The 18,448-nt window shown below is 55.5% G+C and carries 16 protein-coding genes; 3 read left to right on the top strand and 13 right to left on the bottom strand.

Going from position 1 to position 18,448, the window contains the following annotated elements:
- The first annotated feature begins 143 nt into the window (after window positions 1-143).
- Window positions 144-1,205 (top strand): quinolinate synthase NadA, encoded by a 1,062-nt coding sequence (gene nadA / locus V2S86_RS13240; protein ID WP_330762799.1) that lies wholly within the window; start codon window positions 144-146, stop codon window positions 1,203-1,205.
- Between the two features lie 26 nt (window positions 1,206-1,231).
- The gene (pnuC, locus tag V2S86_RS13235; RefSeq protein WP_330762798.1) at window positions 1,232-1,957 is read left to right on the top strand and encodes a nicotinamide riboside transporter PnuC; all 726 of its coding nucleotides are present in this window, start codon (window positions 1,232-1,234) and stop codon (window positions 1,955-1,957) included.
- A gap of 37 nt (window positions 1,958-1,994) precedes the next feature.
- On the opposite strand, the gene zitB is transcribed toward pnuC, so the two are convergent.
- The 3 genes from zitB to V2S86_RS13220 are packed head-to-tail and all read right to left on the bottom strand — an operon-like array spanning window position 1,995 to window position 6,777.
- Window positions 1,995-2,957 (bottom strand): CDF family zinc transporter ZitB, encoded by a 963-nt coding sequence (zitB, locus tag V2S86_RS13230; RefSeq protein ID WP_330762797.1) that lies wholly within the window; start codon window positions 2,955-2,957, stop codon window positions 1,995-1,997.
- Entirely contained in the window at window positions 2,954-6,175 is a 3,222-nt protein-coding gene (locus tag V2S86_RS13225) for an ATP-binding protein (RefSeq protein WP_330762796.1), read from the bottom strand. The genes zitB and V2S86_RS13225 overlap by 4 nt, the downstream gene beginning before the upstream one ends.
- Complete coding sequence (locus V2S86_RS13220) at window positions 6,172-6,777, bottom strand: response regulator transcription factor (protein WP_330762795.1); 606 nt, start codon at window positions 6,775-6,777, stop codon at window positions 6,172-6,174. Before V2S86_RS13220 ends, V2S86_RS13225 begins: the two co-directional genes overlap by 4 nt.
- Window positions 6,778-6,983: 206 nt before the next feature.
- Between V2S86_RS13220 and aroG the strand changes: the two genes are divergently transcribed.
- A complete protein-coding gene (gene aroG / locus V2S86_RS13215) occupies window positions 6,984-8,036 on the top strand; it encodes a 3-deoxy-7-phosphoheptulonate synthase AroG (RefSeq protein WP_004941813.1) in 1,053 nt (350 codons plus the stop codon).
- A 419-nt stretch (window positions 8,037-8,455) separates the two neighbouring features.
- On the opposite strand, the gene V2S86_RS13210 is transcribed toward aroG, so the two are convergent.
- The 10 genes from V2S86_RS13210 to modF form a co-directional block, all read right to left on the bottom strand.
- Complete coding sequence (locus tag V2S86_RS13210) at window positions 8,456-8,920, bottom strand: DUF943 family protein (RefSeq protein ID WP_330762794.1); 465 nt, start codon at window positions 8,918-8,920, stop codon at window positions 8,456-8,458.
- Complete coding sequence (locus tag V2S86_RS13205) at window positions 8,904-9,755, bottom strand: YPO3983 family protein (RefSeq protein WP_330762793.1); 852 nt, start codon at window positions 9,753-9,755, stop codon at window positions 8,904-8,906. The genes V2S86_RS13210 and V2S86_RS13205 overlap by 17 nt, the downstream gene beginning before the upstream one ends.
- A gap of 453 nt (window positions 9,756-10,208) precedes the next feature.
- Window positions 10,209-10,961 (bottom strand): 2,3-diphosphoglycerate-dependent phosphoglycerate mutase, encoded by a 753-nt coding sequence (gene gpmA, locus V2S86_RS13200; RefSeq protein ID WP_004941818.1) that lies wholly within the window; start codon window positions 10,959-10,961, stop codon window positions 10,209-10,211.
- A gap of 215 nt (window positions 10,962-11,176) precedes the next feature.
- On the bottom strand, window positions 11,177-11,521 hold the full coding sequence (locus tag V2S86_RS13195; RefSeq protein ID WP_330762792.1) for a PsiF family protein: 345 nt from the start codon (window positions 11,519-11,521) through the stop codon (window positions 11,177-11,179).
- Between the two features lie 197 nt (window positions 11,522-11,718).
- Window positions 11,719-12,762: a galactose-1-epimerase gene (gene galM, locus V2S86_RS13190; protein ID WP_330762791.1), complete on the bottom strand. Its 1,044-nt coding sequence runs from the start codon at window positions 12,760-12,762 to the stop codon at window positions 11,719-11,721.
- Window positions 12,756-13,907, bottom strand: coding sequence for a galactokinase (galK, locus tag V2S86_RS13185; RefSeq protein WP_330762790.1), 1,152 nt, complete (start codon window positions 13,905-13,907; stop codon window positions 12,756-12,758). The genes galM and galK overlap by 7 nt, the downstream gene beginning before the upstream one ends.
- Window positions 13,907-14,956, bottom strand: a complete 1,050-nt coding sequence (galT, locus tag V2S86_RS13180; protein ID WP_330762789.1) for a galactose-1-phosphate uridylyltransferase — start codon at window positions 14,954-14,956, stop codon at window positions 13,907-13,909. Before galT ends, galK begins: the two co-directional genes overlap by 1 nt.
- A gap of 285 nt (window positions 14,957-15,241) precedes the next feature.
- Window positions 15,242-16,060 carry a CPBP family intramembrane glutamic endopeptidase gene (locus V2S86_RS13175; protein ID WP_330762788.1) on the bottom strand — a complete coding sequence of 273 codons (819 nt, stop codon included), beginning with the start codon at window positions 16,058-16,060 and terminating at the stop codon, window positions 15,242-15,244.
- Window positions 16,061-16,214: 154 nt separating this feature from the next.
- Complete coding sequence (locus V2S86_RS13170) at window positions 16,215-16,787, bottom strand: cysteine hydrolase family protein (protein ID WP_330762787.1); 573 nt, start codon at window positions 16,785-16,787, stop codon at window positions 16,215-16,217.
- A 141-nt stretch (window positions 16,788-16,928) separates the two neighbouring features.
- Window positions 16,929-18,401 (bottom strand): molybdate ABC transporter ATP-binding protein ModF, encoded by a 1,473-nt coding sequence (gene modF, locus V2S86_RS13165; protein WP_330762786.1) that lies wholly within the window; start codon window positions 18,399-18,401, stop codon window positions 16,929-16,931.
- Window positions 18,402-18,448: the final 47 nt, after the last annotated feature.

Raw genomic sequence — 18,448 nt, 5'->3', positions numbered from 1 at the left:
ACGCTGTGAGCGCAATAATGAAAATATCAGCGGACTTTTGGCGAGTTTTTAGGTATTTTGTTTAGTATATAAAACGAGTGGCGGTTGCGAGAGGGGAGACCCGGGCAGCAGACACTCAGCCTAGCACAGAGACGATTGCAGCGATGAGTGAAATGTTTGATGTCAATGCGGCGGTGTACCCGTTCCCGCCCAAACCGGTGCCGCTGGACGTAGCGGAAAAGGCGTTTTATCGCGAGAAGATTAAAACTCTGCTCAAGCAACGCAATGCGGTGATGGTGGCCCATTATTACACCGATCCGGAAATTCAGGCGCTGGCGGAAGAAACCGGCGGCTGCGTGGCGGACTCGCTGGAGATGGCGCGCTTTGGCAGCAATCACCCGGCTTCGACCCTGCTGGTCGCCGGCGTGCGCTTTATGGGCGAAACCGCCAAGATCCTCAGCCCGGAAAAACAGGTGCTGATGCCGACGCTGAACGCCGAGTGTTCGCTGGATCTCGGTTGCCCGGAAGACGAATTTCATGCATTTTGCGACAGCCACCCGGATCGCACCGTGGTGGTCTACGCTAATACCTCAGCTGCGGTCAAAGCGCGCGCGGATTGGGTGGTAACATCCAGCATTGCCGTAGAGTTGATAGAACACCTCGACAGCCTGGGCGAAAAAATCATCTGGGCGCCGGACCGCCATCTGGGCAACTATGTGCAAAAGCAGACGGGCGCCGATATGCTGTGCTGGCAAGGGGCCTGTATCGTCCATGACGAGTTTAAAACCCAGGCGCTGATGCGCATGAAGGCCCTGTACCCGGAAGCGGCGATATTGGTGCACCCAGAGTCCCCACAGGCGGTGGTCGATTTGGCCGATGCGGTCGGCTCAACCAGCCAACTGATTCAGGCGGCCAAAACGCTGCCCAACCCGCAGCTGATTGTTGCCACCGATCGCGGCATTTTTTATAAGATGCAGCAGGCCTGCCCGGACAAAGAACTGTTCGAGGCCCCGACCGCCGGCGAAGGCGCCACCTGCCGCAGTTGCGCGCATTGCCCGTGGATGGCGATGAACGGCCTTAAGGCGATTGCCGATGGGTTGGAACAGGGCGGTGCCTTGCATGAGATACACGTGGATGCCGCGCTGCGCGAAAAGGCGCTGATCCCGCTAAACCGGATGCTGGACTTTGCCGCGCAGCTGAAAATGCAGGTTAAAGGAAACGCCTGAGTTAACCCTTTGATAAGGAAGAACAGATGAGCTTTTTCAGTACCAGCAATATATTGGTGCACATCCCGCTGGGGGCGGGCGGCTACGATCTGTCATGGATTGAAGCCATAGGGACCTTGTTCGGCCTGCTGTGCATCTGGTATGCCAGCAAAGAGAAAATTATCAACTATCTGTTCGGCCTGATTAACGTCACGCTGTTTGCGGTGATTTTCTTTCAGATCCAGCTTTACGCCAGCCTGTTGCTGCAGCTGTTCTTTTTTGTCGCCAATATTTACGGCTGGTATGCCTGGAGCCGCCAAACCCAGGACAATCAGGCCGAGCTGAAAATCCGCTGGCTGCCGTTACCGAAAGCGCTGGCCTGGGCGGCGGTGTGCGTTATCGGCATTGCCCTGATGACCTTCAATATCGACAGAGTCTTTGCCTGGTTGACGCAGCTTGCGGTGACGGTAATGCAGGCAGTGGGCCTCAGCGTGCAAATGCCGCAGCTGCAACCGGACGCTTTCCCGTTCTGGGACTCGGCGATGATGGTGTTGTCGATCGTGGCGATGATGTTGATGACGCGCAAATACGTGGAAAACTGGCTGCTGTGGGTGGTGATTGACGTAATCAGCGTGGCGATTTTTGCCTACCAGGGCGTGTATGCCATGGCGCTGGAATACGTGATCCTGACGCTGATTGCGCTGAACGGTTCCTGGTTGTGGATCAAAAGCGCCGGTCGCAACCATTCCCGACCGTTATCTTCCTCGCAATAACAAACGCAGAGGGCGCCAAACTGGCGCCCTCTTGCTTTTAGTGGTGATGACCCAGATGTGAATGTGAGCCGGAATGTGAGTGATCACTCGGCTCGGGTGCCCGGTTAATCCCGCAGTCGGGCGTATCACAGTGCTGATATTCCATTTGAATGGTGACATGGCCGATACGGTAGTGTTCCAGCAGATAAGCCTGAATGCGGCGCAGCAGGCCATCGTGGTCGTTTGGCGGTATCACTTGCGCATGCAGCGTCATCAGTTTCTGTTCGCCAATCTGCCAGACGTGAACGTGATGAATATTGCGTACCTCGGGAATATTCAGGCACAGGTCTTTTTGCAGTTTGTTGATATCCACTTCTTGTGGCGTGCCTTCCAGCAATTCGTGGAAGCTCTCTTTCAGCAGTCGCCAGGCGCTGCGCAGCACCAGACAGGACACCAGCACCGACAATATCGGGTCAATCGGCGTCCAGCCGGTGCTCAGGATCACAATGGCGGCAACGATCGCCCCCACCGAACCCAGCAAATCTCCCAATACGTGCAACGCAGCGGCTCGCACGTTGATGTTTTTCTCTTCCGTACCGCGGTGCAGCAGCCAGAAGGCGAACAGGTTAGCCAAAAGCCCCGCTATGGCGATGATCAGCATTGGCGCACCCATCACCGGCTGTGGTTCGAAGAAACGCCGTATCGCCTCCCACAGGATGAATACTACGATCACCAACAGGGCGGCGGCATTGAGAAACGCCGCCAGCGTGGTCAGGCGCAAATAGCCGAAGGTATGGCGTGCGTTGGGTTTACGCTGCGAAAAGTGTACCGCCATCAGTGCCACCAGCAGCGCCGCAGCGTCGGTGAGCATATGGCCGGCATCGGCCAGCAGTGCCAGCGAACCGGAAATCAGCCCGCCGATCACCTCGGCGATCATAAATACCGCAGTGACTAAAAAAGCGGTCAGTAGGCGTTTACTATTACTGTTTTTTGGCAGGTGTGCCTGTGGGGAGTCCGTCATTGTTTATCCTTATGCATAGCGAAATACGGCGCGTCAGTGCTGACCAGACCGTCCAGTTCTATCAGTATCTGTTCTACCCACGCACTCAATTCAGTATAGGCGGCCTGAGCCAACATCCCTTCACGGCCGCTTTCCACCAATAATTGGCACAGGTTTGCGGCCTCTGGCTGTTGCAACATCAGCAGGCTGCCCTTGATGCGATGTGCGGCCTGCCCCAGGCTCGGCCAGTCTTCGCTCTCCGCCGCCTGGACAAGCCGTTGCCGGTCTTGTCGCAGCGTGGAGATCAGCGTGGTGGCCAGGCGTTGCGCCATCAGTTGATCATTGCCGGCCATATCGCCCAGTACCCGTTTTAGGTCAGTAAGGGCTAACTGCTGTTCCGGAGCCTGCGGTTGCTGCGGTAGTGCCTGAGCAATGGCGGCCAGTGAAATCGGTTTGGTCAAAAAGCGATCGACAGACCCCCGTCCCTGTGGAATACGGGTAAATTCCTGTACGTCTGCCGAACAGAGAACAATCTGGCAGGCCGGGCGATGATAACGCTGTTCATCGCGGCGTATCAGTCGCGCCAATGTCAGGCCATCCGGGCGCGGCATGTTGTAATCGATAAACAGCAGGTCGAACGGCTGCCTGCGGTGAGCTTTCAGCAGCGCATAACCGTGCTCGAACAGCGCCGGCTGCAGGCCGAAGTGGCGCAGTTGCCGTTCCATCAGCAGCAGGTTGGTCGGGTGATCGTCAATCAGCGCCACGCGCAGCGTGGAGGGCGACGGCAAGCTGAGCGGTGCGTCGTTCTGGTTGAGGGGAACTGCATCCAGGGGAACCTGGGGGACCGGCACTGAAACCTTGACCTGAGTACCGATGCCGGGCTGTGATTGCAGCTCAATCCGGCCGCCCATTTGCTCGATAATTTCCTTACAGATAGACAACCCCAGCCCGGTACCCTGCACCGATACGCGTTGTGCGCCGCGGGCGCGATAGAAGGGTTGGAACAGTTTGCCGATCTCATCGGCGGCAATGCCACAGCCGCTATCGGTCACCGTCAGCAACAACTCGCCCTGTTGTTTATCCTGCTCGCGCCAGCCGATATTGACCAGAATGCTGCCGCGAGGCGTGAATTTAATGGCATTATTTATCAGGTTGTTAGCAACCTGAAGTAAACGCTCACCATCAATAACGACGGCGGCAGGCAACAGGTTGCTGGCGGTAACGCTCAAGGTGACCGGGCGCTCGCCGATCAGCGGCTGATACAGCGCGCTGATGTGGGCAACCCAGGGGCGCAGTGCCAGGGTCTTTGGCACCAGCGTCAAGGTTCCGGTTTCCAGCCGGGCGTAATCTTGTAAGTCATTGAGCAAGTTGAGCAAGGATGACGCCGAACTGTAAATGACGGGCAGCCCCTCCGGCATCGGCTGGCGTTTCAGCTCCAGTTCCAACAGGCCGAGGATGGCGTGCATGGGCGTGCGCAGCTCATGGCTGACGGTAGCCAAAAACTTGCTTTTCATCCGGTTCTCGGCTTCGGCGTGGCGGCGCGCCTGCTCGATCATTTCACGCTCATGCTTTTCCCTTCGTTGCAAAATAAACCGGCGCAATGTCAGCGCCAGCAGCAGCAGGATCGCCGCTGCAAGTAGCGCCAGCAGCCAGGTCGTTTGCGGTTGCATGCGGTTGTCGTTCACCGCATCGATCAGGTTGCTGCGGTCGACAATCCACTCATCGCGCAGCGATTGCAGGGTTTCCGCGGGGATCTGCATCAGGTTTTTATCGAGGATTGCCAGTAACAGCGGCTGGTCTTGACGCACGCCGAACGCCACCGGGTAGGCGATGTTATTGGCGGCGAAAGCCAGTTTTATTGCCCCGGAATAACGCGACAGGGCGATAAAGTTTGCCGAGATCACGTTATCCACCAGCGCATCCAACTGGCCGTTGGCCAGGGCGTCATACATGGCCTTGCTGTCGGCAAAGCGTACCGGTTCTTCGTTAGGCGGTACCAGCCCCTGCGCCAGATCGCCTTGCAGTACGCCGATGCGCTTGCCGGCCAGATCGTTCCAGGTAGAAATCCCGTTGGCGTACTGGCCCACGTAAACCCCCCACAGCGAACGGTGAATCGGCATGCTGGTGCTGTAGCGTGCCTTAACGCCGCGCGCCAGCGGCAGAGCGGTGCGGAAACTGGCCTGGCCGGACAGCACCAACTGGTCCGCCTGTTCGGCATTGCGCGCCCATAACGGAGCAAAACGCAGCCCGGTGTTTTGCGCAATGATCTTGAGTATGTCGATCGCGTAACCGCGGGGCTGGCCGTCGGAGCCGCGATAGGCGAAAGGGAAGTTATTCTCTATGGCGGCGTAATAAACGGTGGGGTGCTTTTCTACCCAGCCTTTTTCCATCTGCGTCAGATCGGCGTTGCCGGTATCGAGATAGCTGGGGATCTTTTTGCTCCAACGGCTTTGAATGGCATTCATCAACTCCATGGGCGCATCGGCGATAGCGACGTTGAGAGTGTCGATCAGCGCCGGATTGGCGGCGGCGAAGACGAACGACAGGTTACCGAGATTGACGGTGCTTTCGATCTGATAAAGCTGACCTAGCTGCAACTGGTCAATAATAAAGCTGGCGCTGGCTTCGTCGGCAATAAAGTAATCGCTGCTGCCGTTCAGCAAGGCATACACCGCCTGCAGGTTATTGTCATAACGCTGCACGTGGGAAGACACCGCCTTCAACGCGTTGCCGGCTTGCATATCGGTCAGGGCACTGATCGCCACTCGTGCATCGGCGGAGTTAAGCATCACCTGGCGGTCATTGCTCCGATCGCGCAATACGCGCAGGTTGCTGACGTAATAAGGCTGGGAGATTTTCAGATCCTCCAGCGCCTCGTTCTGCGGAATGCCGTACAGCAGATCGATAATGCCGCCGTGCAGCGCTTGTTCGAGCTGCGCCAGATCGGCAAAGCCGTAAATCTGAAAGCGGATGCCGGTGACCTGCTGGATGTAACCGAGGTAGTCGGCGTTCAACCCGTACAGATCCTCATCGACAATAATGTTATAGGGGCTGGCATTCTCGCTGATGATGCCCACGCGCAGCGTAGCGTCGCGCCAGGGATTTTTCTCGCTGGCAATCAGCATATCCGCCGGAATATTCAGGCTGCTGACCAACTGATAAGGCACCGGTTGCGCCGCGTATGCAACGTTGCCGAGGTTGAACAGCATCGCCAACAGCAGCAGAACGCCACGCATCATGGCGCCAGTTCTCTAAATACCGCCACCAGCTCCAACAGGTTGCCGGCGCCGGTTTTGCGCAGAATATTCTTCTTGTGGGTGCTGACGGTTTTGTTGCTGATGCTCAGCATCTCGGCAATTTGCAGATTGGATAGCCCTTTGCTGAGCAGGCCGAGGATTTGCAATTCTTTGGGTGTCAGTAGTGTTCCCTCTGCCGACTGCGTTTCTTCCGCCATCGCGCCGGCAGGAAAACTCGGCTCCCCGGCCAGCACGGTTTCAATTGCCTGCACCAACTGTTCAAGCCGGCTGCCTTTATGCACAAACCCGTTAGCGCCGGCCGACCAGGCCATGTGCGCGTAGATCTCTTCTTCCTGCGCGGTGTAGATCAGGATCGGTTGCTGCGGGTAGTGGCGACGGATCTTTTTCAGCAGTTGTAAGCCGTCTACCTGCGGCAGGCCGATATCCAGAATGACCAGAGAAAAAGCGGCTGAGGCCAATTGGGCCAGGGCCTGAACATCGTCCTCTACCGCCTGCAGACTATAAGGACGGGAAGACTTCATTAGCGCCGCTTCCAGTGCGACATGAACCACTGGGTGGTCATCAACTAATAACAGAGAAGGCATGGTTTGGCTCAAGTAGCGATATCCTGATCGCTAGCATAGCGAAAAAGGAGCCACTGCGCTCTCCCGATGAAACAGCACAATCTACTGATAATTTGGCCGTTCAGCCGGGAGGCGGCTAAGGTGATTTACAGCGCTACCCTCACAGGCTAAATTGGTGAGATCTACGCTTTGTGAAATACCGCCCCTCGATACCGAATGGAAAAGTTATGAATTACCAAAATGATGATTTACGCATTAAAGAAATTAAGGAACTCCTGCCACCGGTGGCCCTGTTAGAGAAGTTTCCGGCCACTGAACGTGCAGCTGAGACGGTGTCCCTGGCGCGCAGTGCAATTCACAAGATCCTTCGCGGTAACGACGATCGCCTGTTGGTGGTCATCGGCCCATGCTCGATCCACGATACCAAAGCGGCAAAAGAGTATGCAGAGCGCTTGTTGACGCTGCGTCAGGAACTGAGCGGTGAACTGGAAGTGGTGATGCGCGTTTACTTTGAAAAACCGCGTACCACCGTGGGCTGGAAAGGGCTGATCAACGATCCGCAGATGGATAACAGCTTCCAGATCAACGACGGTCTGCGCCTGGCCCGTAAGTTGCTGTTGGATATCAACGATAGCGGCTTGCCGGCTGCGGGGGAATTCCTCGACATGATCACCCCGCAGTATCTGGCGGATCTGATGAGCTGGGGCGCGATTGGCGCACGTACCACGGAATCCCAGGTACACCGCGAGCTGTCTTCCGGCCTGTCTTGCCCGGTTGGTTTCAAGAACGGTACCGACGGCACCATCAAAGTGGCGATTGATGCCATCAACGCGGCCAGCGCACCGCACTGTTTCCTGTCGGTGACCAAATGGGGCCACTCGGCTATCGTTAACACCAGCGGTAACGGCGATTGTCACATTATCCTGCGCGGCGGCAAAGAGCCGAACTACAGCGCGGCGCACGTGAAAGAAGTCAAAGACGGCCTGGTCAAAGCGGGCCTGCCGGCGCAGGTGATGATCGATTTCAGCCACGCCAACAGCAGCAAGCAATTCAAAAAGCAGCTGGAAGTGAATGCGGACGTGTGCAAACAGGTAGCCGGCGGTGAAAAAGCGATTATCGGCGTGATGATCGAAAGCCATCTGGTGGAAGGCAACCAAAACCTGGAAAGCGGCGAGCCGCTGGTCTATGGCAAAAGCGTGACAGACGCTTGCATCGGCTGGGAAGACACGGAAACCGTGCTGCGCGAGTTGGCGGCGGCGGTTAAGGCGCGTCGCGCCTGATAAAACAGGGATCAGTTTGCGAAATCTTCATGGAATCTATGGGCCGCCTGTTTTGCAAGACGGATTTTGAGAGGCAGGCGGTTTTGCTTAAATCGACCCGATGTTTGCCGGGAAGTGCTTCCTGTCCCGATGAAAGCCGTTTGCGTCATCAATACGCGGTTTTCGCCAAACGGCGTCTGATTTACCTATTATAATAATAAACAGTGGGTTAGCGATTTATGCGTTAACCCACTGTTATTTAATAAGCGCGGCGTCGGTAACTGAATTGTCACCCATGCGCTTGCGCAATTCACCATTGACGGATTATCGGAAGGGGGTAAGGCGTGATAGCCTTCTGGATATTTGGCTATGAGTGCATGGCTAGTGTATATCGGGAGCAAAGGCAATCTTCCTGCCTTCACCCCTGGAGGATAAAAGACTTATTTATGATAAATTTTTATAATATTCCCATCCTTTCCCATGCGATATATTCCATCATGCACGGTAAACAAAATATCATTACTTCGATTATTCTCAACTGAGAAGACTCTATTTTTATCAATGCAGTTAAATTTGGTTTTCATATCATCAAAACACATTCTGTCATACTTTCCTTCTTCTTTATAACCTTCGTCGAAATCCCAAAATACTATAGTGAATAAACCATAAGGTGCTGCTTTTGGTATGTTATACAGGGTTTTTAATCTATCTTTATTCTCCATCCACCAGTTTATTTTACCTTTGTCAGTGAAAGGGAAATTTGTTACCAGTACATCACTGTAATTGTTTCTCTGATGGATGCCTACTATTTCAACTGTACGATTAGTTAACCAGATAAAATAAAAAATCAGAGCGAAGCCGATCAGGAGTAGTGCATAGAAAGTTTTCTTAGTTTTTGTTTTCATTTCGTCCCCCGGTAATTTCTACAGTGGCTTCCATATTGGTCATAAAGGGATTAAAACCAAACTGATGGTATCGCTGGAGTACAAACCAGATACGGAAAAAACGGAGCCGGTTAAATTTAGTATTTGAAATATCGTCACCGTCCAGGCCGAAGTGATCCTGTACCTTGTAATGCACAACCGCACGATAGCGGTCATTATCAATCTGTAGTGATTTTATGGTGATATGAGTTGCCCAAGTGTCGTGAACCGTGATGCCCATGCCGTTAAAATTATCCTGGAATCTATCAAATTTAGGTAACTTTCCTCCAAGGATAGCATCGTTTAGTTCATTTTTATTTTCTATTGGATAACATTTATTCTCCCAGTCTATATTTTGGCTTAAAGATTTCCCCAATAATAAGCGTGAGCTATTATCTGGCGATCTGTCGCTCAGCACATGCTCCTTCAAAGCCGCATCCAGATGCGGACTGGTGAAGGGCGAGCCCTGGCCATTCTGCATATGGGTGATCATCTTTTCGATCAACGGCTTGTAGGGACCGTATACGGAGAAAGGCTGCGAGAGGTGACGGAATTCATCAAACAGAATTTTGGCGCACGCCTCACGGGTAATTTTCTCGTCCTCTCCACGGGAACCACGAGTCAGCGATTGTGGCTGGCTGAACGGGGTGATTTTCGTCAAGGTGAACGGATTAACCCTGGCCGAGATGTCGGCCAGATTAAATGTATTTTTTAGCTGTGATTCGCTTAAATCACCGCAGCGCATATCCTCCGCGCCATAGTCGTCCATTCTTTTTTGAGTTTTGAAGATAGTGCAGGGAAACGCTAGTGCTGACATGGTGATACATTCCTTGTACGTCGTCCATTGCGGTCCTTTTATTCATGGATAATAGGTCATGACCGACTGCAGTGTAAATGTTGTTCAATTCTCCCTGCGTAGATTCGGATTTTTGGCCGTTTCCGGACAGAAGGCCATAACGGTTATAACCGCTATTCTCTTAACCTCTCAGCAGAATGCCATCAAGCTTATGTTTTTCATATTGGCTATCTGTGCTTGATACTCTCGAGCCGCATGTTTATAGGCTGCGAAACTTGGCGGATTGAATTGCTGGTCATTGCTCCGAATAGGGGGCCAGCCCCTGTAACTGCATCGAGTTCAGACATAAAAAAATCCGGAGTCAGGGGCTGACTCCGGATTATCTTTTACTTACTGCCGGGATCGTTCAAACATTCTCAAACGATCTATATTGCCGGCCAAAACCGGGGGGTTTTTAGATCAACGGGCGAAAAATTACTTCGCTTTACCCTGGTTTGCCACGGCGGCCGCTTTAGCCGCGATCTCGTCGGCATTGCCCAGATAGTAACGTTTGATTGGCTTGAAGTTTTCGTCGAATTCATACACCAACGGCACGCCGGTTGGGATGTTCAGTTCGAGGATCTCATCTTCGCTCAGGTTATCCAGGTATTTCACCAGCGCACGCAGCGAGTTGCCGTGAGCGGCAACAATAACGCGCTCACCGCTTTTGATACGTGGCAGAATTTCTTCGTCCCAGTAAGGGATTACGCGATCGATGGTCAGCGCCAGGCTTTCGGTCAGCGGCAGCTCTTTTTCGGTCAGCGCTGAGTAGCGTGGATCATGGCCCGGGTAACGCTCATCATCTTTGGTCAGCTCTGGTGGGGTGACGGCGAAGCCGCGACGCCATTGCTTAACCTGCTCGTCACCGTATTTTTCAGCGGTTTCGGCCTTGTTCAGACCCTGCAGCGCACCGTAGTGGCGTTCGTTCAGCTTCCAGGATTTTTCAGTCGGCAGCCAGGCCTGATCCAGTTCGTCCAGAATGTTCCACAGGGTATGGATCGCGCGCTTCAGTACGGAGGTGTAAGCAAAGTCAAAAGAGAAACCTTCATCTTTCAACAGCTTGCCTGCTGCTTTCGCTTCGGTGCGACCTTTGTCGGACAGATCAACATCATACCAACCGGTAAAGCGGTTTTCGTTGTTCCACTGGCTTTCGCCGTGACGCACCAGAACCAGCTTAGTTACAGCCATAGCTTAACTCCTTAATAATCTGACATTTCAATGATAACGAAAATCATTATATTGCCGCGGCCGGTGGCTCGGCAATCGATAGTGTCTAACCATAGCCAATTTCTTGCCGCAAAGTAAGTACTGTTCCGAGGAAAAAGCTGAATCGATCAGGCGGGCGTCACGGGGTAAACCGGCACGGCGGAATGAGATCCGGCCGTGCCGTGGGAGAAGGGGAATCAGGCTGCTTTTTTCAGGCAACTGCTCATAAAGGTTTTACGTTCGTCGCCTTTCAGGCTTTTAGCTTTGGCGTCGGCGTTGCAGGTTTTCATTTTCTGCTGTTGCGGCGTCAGGGTTTTCGCTGCTGCAGAACCTTCCGCTTTCAGGCAGGTGCTCATGAAGGTGGTGCGGTCCGCGCCTTTCAGTGTTTGGGTAGAAGCCTGTTGATTACAATCGGTCATGCGCTTCTGCTGTGCAGCCTGCGCCGGCGAAGGCGTTTTCGCTGCGGTTGCGGTATCGGCAGCCATCAGGTTGGTGCTCAGCAGTAAACCCGCCAGTAAAGGGAGTGCAGTAATCAGACGCATAGGTGTTCCTTCAGCTATTGACCGGCCTGAGATGGCCGAAAATTGTGACGCAGCACAAGACGTTGTGCTTATCACCGTAGCCTGATTCTAGTGTGCGCTTTGGAATAAGGAAAGGCAGGTGCCGGTGGGCCCGGCGTGTAAAAAGGTAAGCATTTATAACAAACGGCCCCCGGCCGCATGGCAAGGGGCGTGGTGGGTCAAATAGGATAAAACTGATAATGGGTGGCACTTTGATATTGCTGCCCCGGTTTGAGCCAACAGTCCGGTTGCGGCCATTCCGGGTGGTGCGGGCTGTCCGGCAAAAACTCGCTTTCCAGCGCTATGCCGGCGTAACTGGCGTAGCTGCCGCCATCACGTGCCGGCGTGCCGTCCAGGTAATTGCCGCTGTACAGTTGCAGCGCCGGTGCGCTGGTGAAGACGCTCATCTGCACCTGACCGTCCGCCGACCACAGGTGTGCCGCCGGGCAGTCCAATGCGCCGCAGGTACGGTGCAGCAGATAGGCATGATCGTAGCCTTTTACCCGCTGCTGATCGCGGTCGCGCAGGAAATCCTGCAGCAACGTTTTCGGGTGGCGAAAATCCATGCCGCTGCCGTCCACCGGCGTGAGTTCGGCGTTGGGTATGCCCTCGCTGTCGACCGGCAGATAACGGTCGGCAAACAGCTGCAGCCGTTGCCGGCGGGCGTCGGTACCGGCGCCATCCAGGTTGAAATACGCGTGGTTGGTCAGATTGACCGGACAGGCGCGATCGGTCCGGGCCTGATAACTGATTTCCAGCCGGTTATCGGCGGTGAGCCGGTAATTGACCTGAACCTCGAGGTTGCCGGGAAACCCCTGGTCGCCATCGGGTGAATGCAACGCGTAGCTCACCTGCTGCGCATCTTGCTGAACAATCCGCCAGCGGCGGGCGTTGAAGCCTTCCGGCCCACCATGCAGTTGGTGCTCCCCTTGATTGGCGAGCAGCGGATGCGGCTTGTTGCCGACCAGCAGACTGGCGTAGGCGATGCGGTTGGCATAGCGCCCAACGGTGGCGCCAAGATAGGCCGCCTGCCGCTGATAGTCCGCCGGTGTCCGGCAGCCCAACAGCAGTTCACGCGTTTCGCCCGATTTCAGCGGCAGCACGGCGGAAAGCCAGGTGGCGCCCCAATCCATCAGCGTGATCGTCATCCCACCGGCGTTTTGCAACCGGGTCAGCTGGTAAGGCTGGCCATCAGGGGCCAGTTGCAAACTGTCTGTCAGCATATTCCGGCCCCCGCTGATGCCTTGCAAACGTAAAAGGTTTCTTTCAGTCCATTGGTCTGCAACGGATATTCGCGCGCTACCGTCTCGCGCACCGGCTCTACCAGTTCTTGCGGCATCAGCGCCACTATGCAGCCGCCAAAGCCGCCGCCGGTCATGCGCACGCCGCCGCGCTCGCCGATAACGTTTTTGACGATCTCCACCAACTGGTCGATCGGCGGCACGGTAATGGCAAAGTCATCCCGCATTGAAGCGTGAGATTCCGCCATCAGCCTCCCCATCAGTTTCATATCGCCCGCTGCCAGTGCATCTGCGGCGGCCAGGGTGCGATCGTTTTCAGTGATCACGTGGCGCGCTCGCTTGGCGACGATCGGATCCAATTCATGCTGGATCGGGAAGAACAGCTCCGGGCTGACGTCGCGCAGTGCCTTGACGCCGAAGAAGCGCGCGGCGGCTTCGCATTGTTCGCGACGGGTGTTGTATTCGCTGTCCACCAGTCCGCGCTTCACGTTGGAGTTGATGATCACCACGGCAATATTTTCCGGAACCGACACTGCACGGGTCTCCAGTGAACGACAGTCGATCAGTAATGCATGATCCTGTTCGCCGAGCGCAGAAATCAGCTGATCCATGATCCCGCAATTGCAGCCGACAAACTGGTTTTCCGCCTCCTGGCCATTCAAAGCCAGCGCTACGCCATCCAGCGGCAGTTCATACAATGCCTGCATCACCTGGCCAACGGCCACTTCCAGTGAGGCGGAAGAGCTGAGGCCGGCGCCTTGCGGCACGTTGCCGGTGATCACCAGATCCGCGCCGCCAAAATTGGCGTTGCGCAGTTGCAGGTGTTTGATCACGCCGCGCACGTAATCGGACCAAAGCTGGTCCGGGTGGCTGACGATCGGCTCGTCAAGCGAAAATTGATCCAGCTGGCCGTCGTAATCGGCCGCGATCACCCGGATCTGGCGGTCGTCACGCCTGGCACCGGCAATCACCGTTTGGTAATCAATGGCGCACGGCAACACGAAACCGTCGTTATAGTCGGTATGTTCACCGATCAAATTCACCCTCCCTGGAGCCTGAATGGTCAGCGCGGGCGCGTAGCCAAAGCGTTCGGTAAAAAGGGTGTGGGTAATATTTTTCAAACTCATTATTGGGCTCCGGCTTCACGGTAATGAATGTCGTTAACGGCGCGCAGGCGTTCTGCCGCCTGTTCTGCAGTCAGATCTCGCTGGGTTTCCGCCAGCATCTCGTAACCCACCATAAATTTACGCACCGTGGCGGAGCGCAGCAGCGGCGGATAGAAATGCGCATGCAATTGCCAGTGGCGGTTATCCGCATCGTTGAACGGCGCGCCGTGCCAGCCCATGGAATACGGGAAAGAACACTGGAACAGATTGTCGTAGCGGCTGGTCAGTTTTTTCAGCGCGACGGCCAGGTCACTGCTCTGCGCGGCGCTCAGATCGGTAATGCGCTGCACGGCGGCCTTCGGCAGCAGCAGCGTTTCAAACGGCCAGGCGGCCCAGTAAGGCACTACGGCCAGCCAGTGTTCGGTTTCTACTACCGTCCGGCTGCCGTCAGCGAGTTCACGCTGTACGTAGTCCACCAGCAGGGAGGATTGGTGCTGTTGGAAATATTCGCGCTGCAGGCGATCTTCATGTTCGACTTCGTTCGGCAGGAAGCTGTTGGCCCACACCTGCCCATGCGGGTGCGGGTTGGAGCATCCCATCGCCGCCCCTTTGTTTTCGAATACCTGTACCCACGGATAGCTGCGCCCGAGATCGGCAGTTTGTTCCTGCCAGGTGGCAATCACCCGTTCCAGTGCCGCAAGCGTCAGTTCCGGCAAGGTTTTACTGTGATCGGGGGAGAAGCAGATGACCCGGCTGGTGCCGCGCGCGCTCTGGCAGCGCATGAGCGGATCCTGGCTTTCCGGTGCCTGCGGCGTATCCGTCATCAGCGCGGCGAAATCATTGGTGAACACATAGGTGTCCTGATAATCCGGGTTTTTATCGCCGGTAACGCGGGTATTGCCTGGGCAGAGGAAGCAGTCCGGATCGTGTTGCGGCAGCCTTTCCTGCTGGGCGGATTCCTGTTGACCCTGCCATGGGCGCTTGGCGCGGTGCGGCGACACCAATACCCATTGACCGGTCAGCGGGTTATAGCGGCGATGGGGGTGATCGATGGGATTAAAATCCGTCATTGCGGTTCCTTTTTCTTGGCTGGTGCGGCTGCGTGTAATCGCTTTCATCAGTGCCAGGCGCACCCTTTACAGATTAAAATGGATAACGATGCGCAAAAAGATAGCATGCCCAACAGAGTAAAAAGGTGATCCAGAGCGAAAAATGGAATCGTTTACACTCGGGCGCAGCAAGAAGGGATACAGGAAATGCAGCAGGGGTTACAGGGCGGAGTAGGTAGGGTGAGAAACGGGATGATAGCGTTTTCATCCATATCGCCGGCAGAGTATCCCTGCCGGCCGAGAACATCAGGGATGTTGATACAGTGGATAAGTGAATAACAGCAGGTGCGTAAGATTAAGCCCGAAATGGAACAGGATCGGCACCCACAGGCGGCCGCTCCACATCCACGCCAGGCCGTAAATCAACCCGGCAAGCGTGGCGAATACCACCATCAGCATGCCGCCGGCCAGGTGCGCGGCACCAAACACCAGCGCTGCAATAATCAAGGCCGGCCAGGCGCCTAGCCACTGGCTAAGGCGTTGTTGCAAATAACCGCGGAACAGCGCTTCTTCCGCCATACAGACGAAGAACAGGTTGGCCATCACAAACGCCAGGATCCAGCCCGGTGCATGCAGTTCAATCTTCAAACCGCCGAGCGCCACCGCCACCAGCAGTAAGGCAGGCACTGCCACGATCAGCGCGATCCAACCGGTTTTCCCGACGCTTTTACCGGTTTCAGCGGCGAACAATGTCGGCAGGCAGGCAAACAACAGGAATGGCACCAGCGCCTTGTCGAAATTGTAATACATGGTGAAAGGTGCGCTGAGCGGGCCGGTTTTTTCATCGTCGATCATCAACTGGTTATGGAACCCCGGCACCAGATGCAGGAATAACGCCACGCAGCTTCCCACCACCAGCACTTCCAGCGGCACCGCCAGATTAGGTTGGGCGCGGAAATGGTGCCTCAGGCCGGCCAGTGCAGCAATGACCAACAAACAACCCAGGCTGAGTGGGGTCAACACCCCATGGTACATCCCCATGCCCGCCGATGCGGCCAAAAACAACCAGGCAATCAGCCGGTTAAATGGCAAAAAGAACAACGAAATCGAAAGTACGCCCCACATAACTCTATCCCTTTAAAATATGCACACAGCGCTCAATGCCTGTACGGCGTGTGAGTATGGCGAAGTTGAGCGCTATGACGAATAGTAACATAGAGAGGTTACAGCAAAGGTCCGGACAGTGATCTGAAGTGAGTTTATTCGGCAGCTGTCTGATTTACCCTTTCATCCAGGCTTGCGAGCGGGTGATTTCCGCCAGGTTTTGCAGAATATCCAGGCTTTGCTGGTGTATCTCCTCGCTCGGCGCCGCGCACAAATCCTGCAATACGGTGACCTGAAAACCTGCATCGTGCGCCTGTCGCGCGGTGCTTTCAATTGCCAGCGGGGTACTGACGCCTCCCAGCAATAGATGATGACAACGATGTTGCTGCAACCAGGCTAACAAATTGTTACCGGCAAAGGCGGAGACGGCATTCTTTTCGAATTGAAAATCCACCGGCAACACCTGTAAAGCCTTGTCCCATTGGCAACCGGGGCTGCTCAAACGCAGGGCGCCTATCTGCTTAAGGTGATTGAACAAGGGAGAGTGGGGGGGGATATCGTGATAATCGTCGGCAAAACCCACGCGTACCCAAATCACCGGAATTTTGCGCACGCGCGCGTAGGCTGCGGCAGCATTGGTGTTGGCAATCAGGTCATGCGCCACCACCTGCTCATGGCAATGATTCGCGCGTCCTTTGGGGCCAATCAGATCCTCAATCAGATCGATAATAATCAGTGCAGCGGACATAGCCTCTCCAAAAATGAATCCTTCATCCCTTTATGATAAAAGGCCCACTGCGATGTGTTGCGGAGGAAGTGTTGCCGGATATGTCGTCGGATATGCCGTCGGAGGAGCGCCGGGCCCCCCTCCGCAGGATAATCCGGGATATCAGGCCAACTGATCCTGTTGATAGCGGTAACCGTCACTGTCGGGCAAAAAGCTCAGGCGGTGAGTAATGCACTGTGGCGCGTCTTCCGCATGGTGGGAAACAAACAGCAACTGGGTGGCGCCCTGGCCGATCAGCACGTCGACAAAGCGGCGCACCAATTGGCGATTGAGCGGATCCAGGCCCTGCAGCGGTTCGTCGAGGATCAGCAACGCCGGGTGCTTGACCAGCGCACGGGCGATCAACGCCAGCCGCTGCTGACCCCAGGACAAACTGTGAAACGGCATATCGCCGCGTGAACCGCCCAACCCCAATAGTGCCAACCATTGGTCGGCCAATTGCTGCTGCCGGTCAGACACGGCCTGATAGATGCCGATGGAGTCGAAAAAGCCGGACAGGATCACGTTGCGTACGTTCGAACTGACGCGATAGTCCAGATGCAGGCTGCTGCTGACGTAGCCGATATGGCGTTTGATGTCCCAGATGGTTTCTCCGCTGCCGCGACGGCGGCCGAACAGGGTAAGATCGTTGCTGTAGCCCTGTGGGTGATCGCCGGTGATCAGGCTGAGCAAGGTGGATTTACCGGCACCGTTCGGGCCGATGATTTGCCAGTGCTCGCCGGGGTTAACCTGCCAGTCGAGATGATTAAGGATGGGGCGATCGTTGTAACTGACCACCCCGTCACGCAGCACGATTAACGGTTGATCCGTCGGCAAGGTGGATTTCTGGGCCGGATCCTCGGTTTCCGGCAGCGCCAGGCCATCCAGGTTCTCGCTGTGCGCCAATTGCGCCACCAGCGCGTCCGCCATTACCTGTTGGCGCGTGCCCTGGCTTGCCAGCGTGCAATCCGCCAACACCCCCACCTGCCGGATAAAGTCCGGTACCTCGTCAAAACGGTTGAGCACCAGCACCAGGGTGTAACCCTGTTCGGAGAGATCGCTCAACAGCGCAGCCAATTGCGCGCGGGAATTCACGTCCAACCCGTCGAAGGGTTCATCCAGGATCAGTAAGTCGGGCTGCGGCATTAATGCCCTGCACAGCAAGGTCTTGCGTGTTTCGCCGGTGGAAAGGTATTTGAAACGGCGCGTCAGCAGCGCAGTGATGCCGAACTGTGCGGCCAGCTGCGCGCAGCGCTCCGGGTTTTTCACTTCTTCTTGAATGATTTCCGCCGCGGTGCGGCCGGTGTCTTCTTCGCCGGGGCTGAGCAGATCGGTATTGTTGCGTTGCCATTCGTCGCTGACCAGTTTTTGCAACTGTTCGAAGGAGATGCGCACCTGTCGGCTGAAGTCGCTGCGGCGTTCGCCGCTCAGCAACACCAGCTCATCGGCCAGCGCACGCGCCAGGGCGGATTTTCCGCTGCCGTTGGCACCGACAAAGGCCCAACTGTCGCCAGACTGAATCTCCAGCGCATCCAGCGTCAGGGTTCGGGTATCGCTTAAGCGAAATGAGCCTTGCGAAATGTGCAACGATGACATTACCTATTCCTTATTGTGCAATTAATTGATTTAGAAATAGGCGTATT

Source organism: Serratia sp. C2(1), assembly GCF_036352655.1.
Taxonomy (GTDB): domain Bacteria; phylum Pseudomonadota; class Gammaproteobacteria; order Enterobacterales; family Enterobacteriaceae; genus Serratia; species Serratia inhibens.
This window is presented reverse-complemented; position numbering and strand designations above follow the sequence as displayed.

Bases quoted from the DNA above. Each gene is read 5' to 3' on its own strand.
- nadA (WP_330762799.1), top strand. From the start codon at position 144: ATGAGTGAAATGTTTGATGTCAATGCGGCGGTGTACCCGTTCCCGCCC.
- pnuC (WP_330762798.1), top strand. From the start codon at position 1,232: ATGAGCTTTTTCAGTACCAGCAATATATTGGTGCACATCCCGCTGGGG.
- zitB (WP_330762797.1), bottom strand. From the start codon at position 2,957: ATGACGGACTCCCCACAGGCACACCTGCCAAAAAACAGTAATAGTAAA.
- V2S86_RS13225 (WP_330762796.1), bottom strand. From the start codon at position 6,175: ATGATGCGTGGCGTTCTGCTGCTGTTGGCGATGCTGTTCAACCTCGGC.
- V2S86_RS13220 (WP_330762795.1), bottom strand. From the start codon at position 6,777: ATGCCTTCTCTGTTATTAGTTGATGACCACCCAGTGGTTCATGTCGCA.
- aroG (WP_004941813.1), top strand. From the start codon at position 6,984: ATGAATTACCAAAATGATGATTTACGCATTAAAGAAATTAAGGAACTC.
- V2S86_RS13210 (WP_330762794.1), bottom strand. From the start codon at position 8,920: ATGAAAACAAAAACTAAGAAAACTTTCTATGCACTACTCCTGATCGGC.
- V2S86_RS13205 (WP_330762793.1), bottom strand. From the start codon at position 9,755: ATGTCAGCACTAGCGTTTCCCTGCACTATCTTCAAAACTCAAAAAAGA.
- gpmA (WP_004941818.1), bottom strand. From the start codon at position 10,961: ATGGCTGTAACTAAGCTGGTTCTGGTGCGTCACGGCGAAAGCCAGTGG.
- V2S86_RS13195 (WP_330762792.1), bottom strand. From the start codon at position 11,521: ATGCGTCTGATTACTGCACTCCCTTTACTGGCGGGTTTACTGCTGAGC.
- galM (WP_330762791.1), bottom strand. From the start codon at position 12,762: ATGCTGACAGACAGTTTGCAACTGGCCCCTGATGGCCAGCCTTACCAG.
- galK (WP_330762790.1), bottom strand. From the start codon at position 13,907: ATGAGTTTGAAAAATATTACCCACACCCTTTTTACCGAACGCTTTGGC.
- galT (WP_330762789.1), bottom strand. From the start codon at position 14,956: ATGACGGATTTTAATCCCATCGATCACCCCCATCGCCGCTATAACCCG.
- V2S86_RS13175 (WP_330762788.1), bottom strand. From the start codon at position 16,060: ATGTGGGGCGTACTTTCGATTTCGTTGTTCTTTTTGCCATTTAACCGG.
- V2S86_RS13170 (WP_330762787.1), bottom strand. From the start codon at position 16,787: ATGTCCGCTGCACTGATTATTATCGATCTGATTGAGGATCTGATTGGC.
- modF (WP_330762786.1), bottom strand. From the start codon at position 18,401: ATGTCATCGTTGCACATTTCGCAAGGCTCATTTCGCTTAAGCGATACC.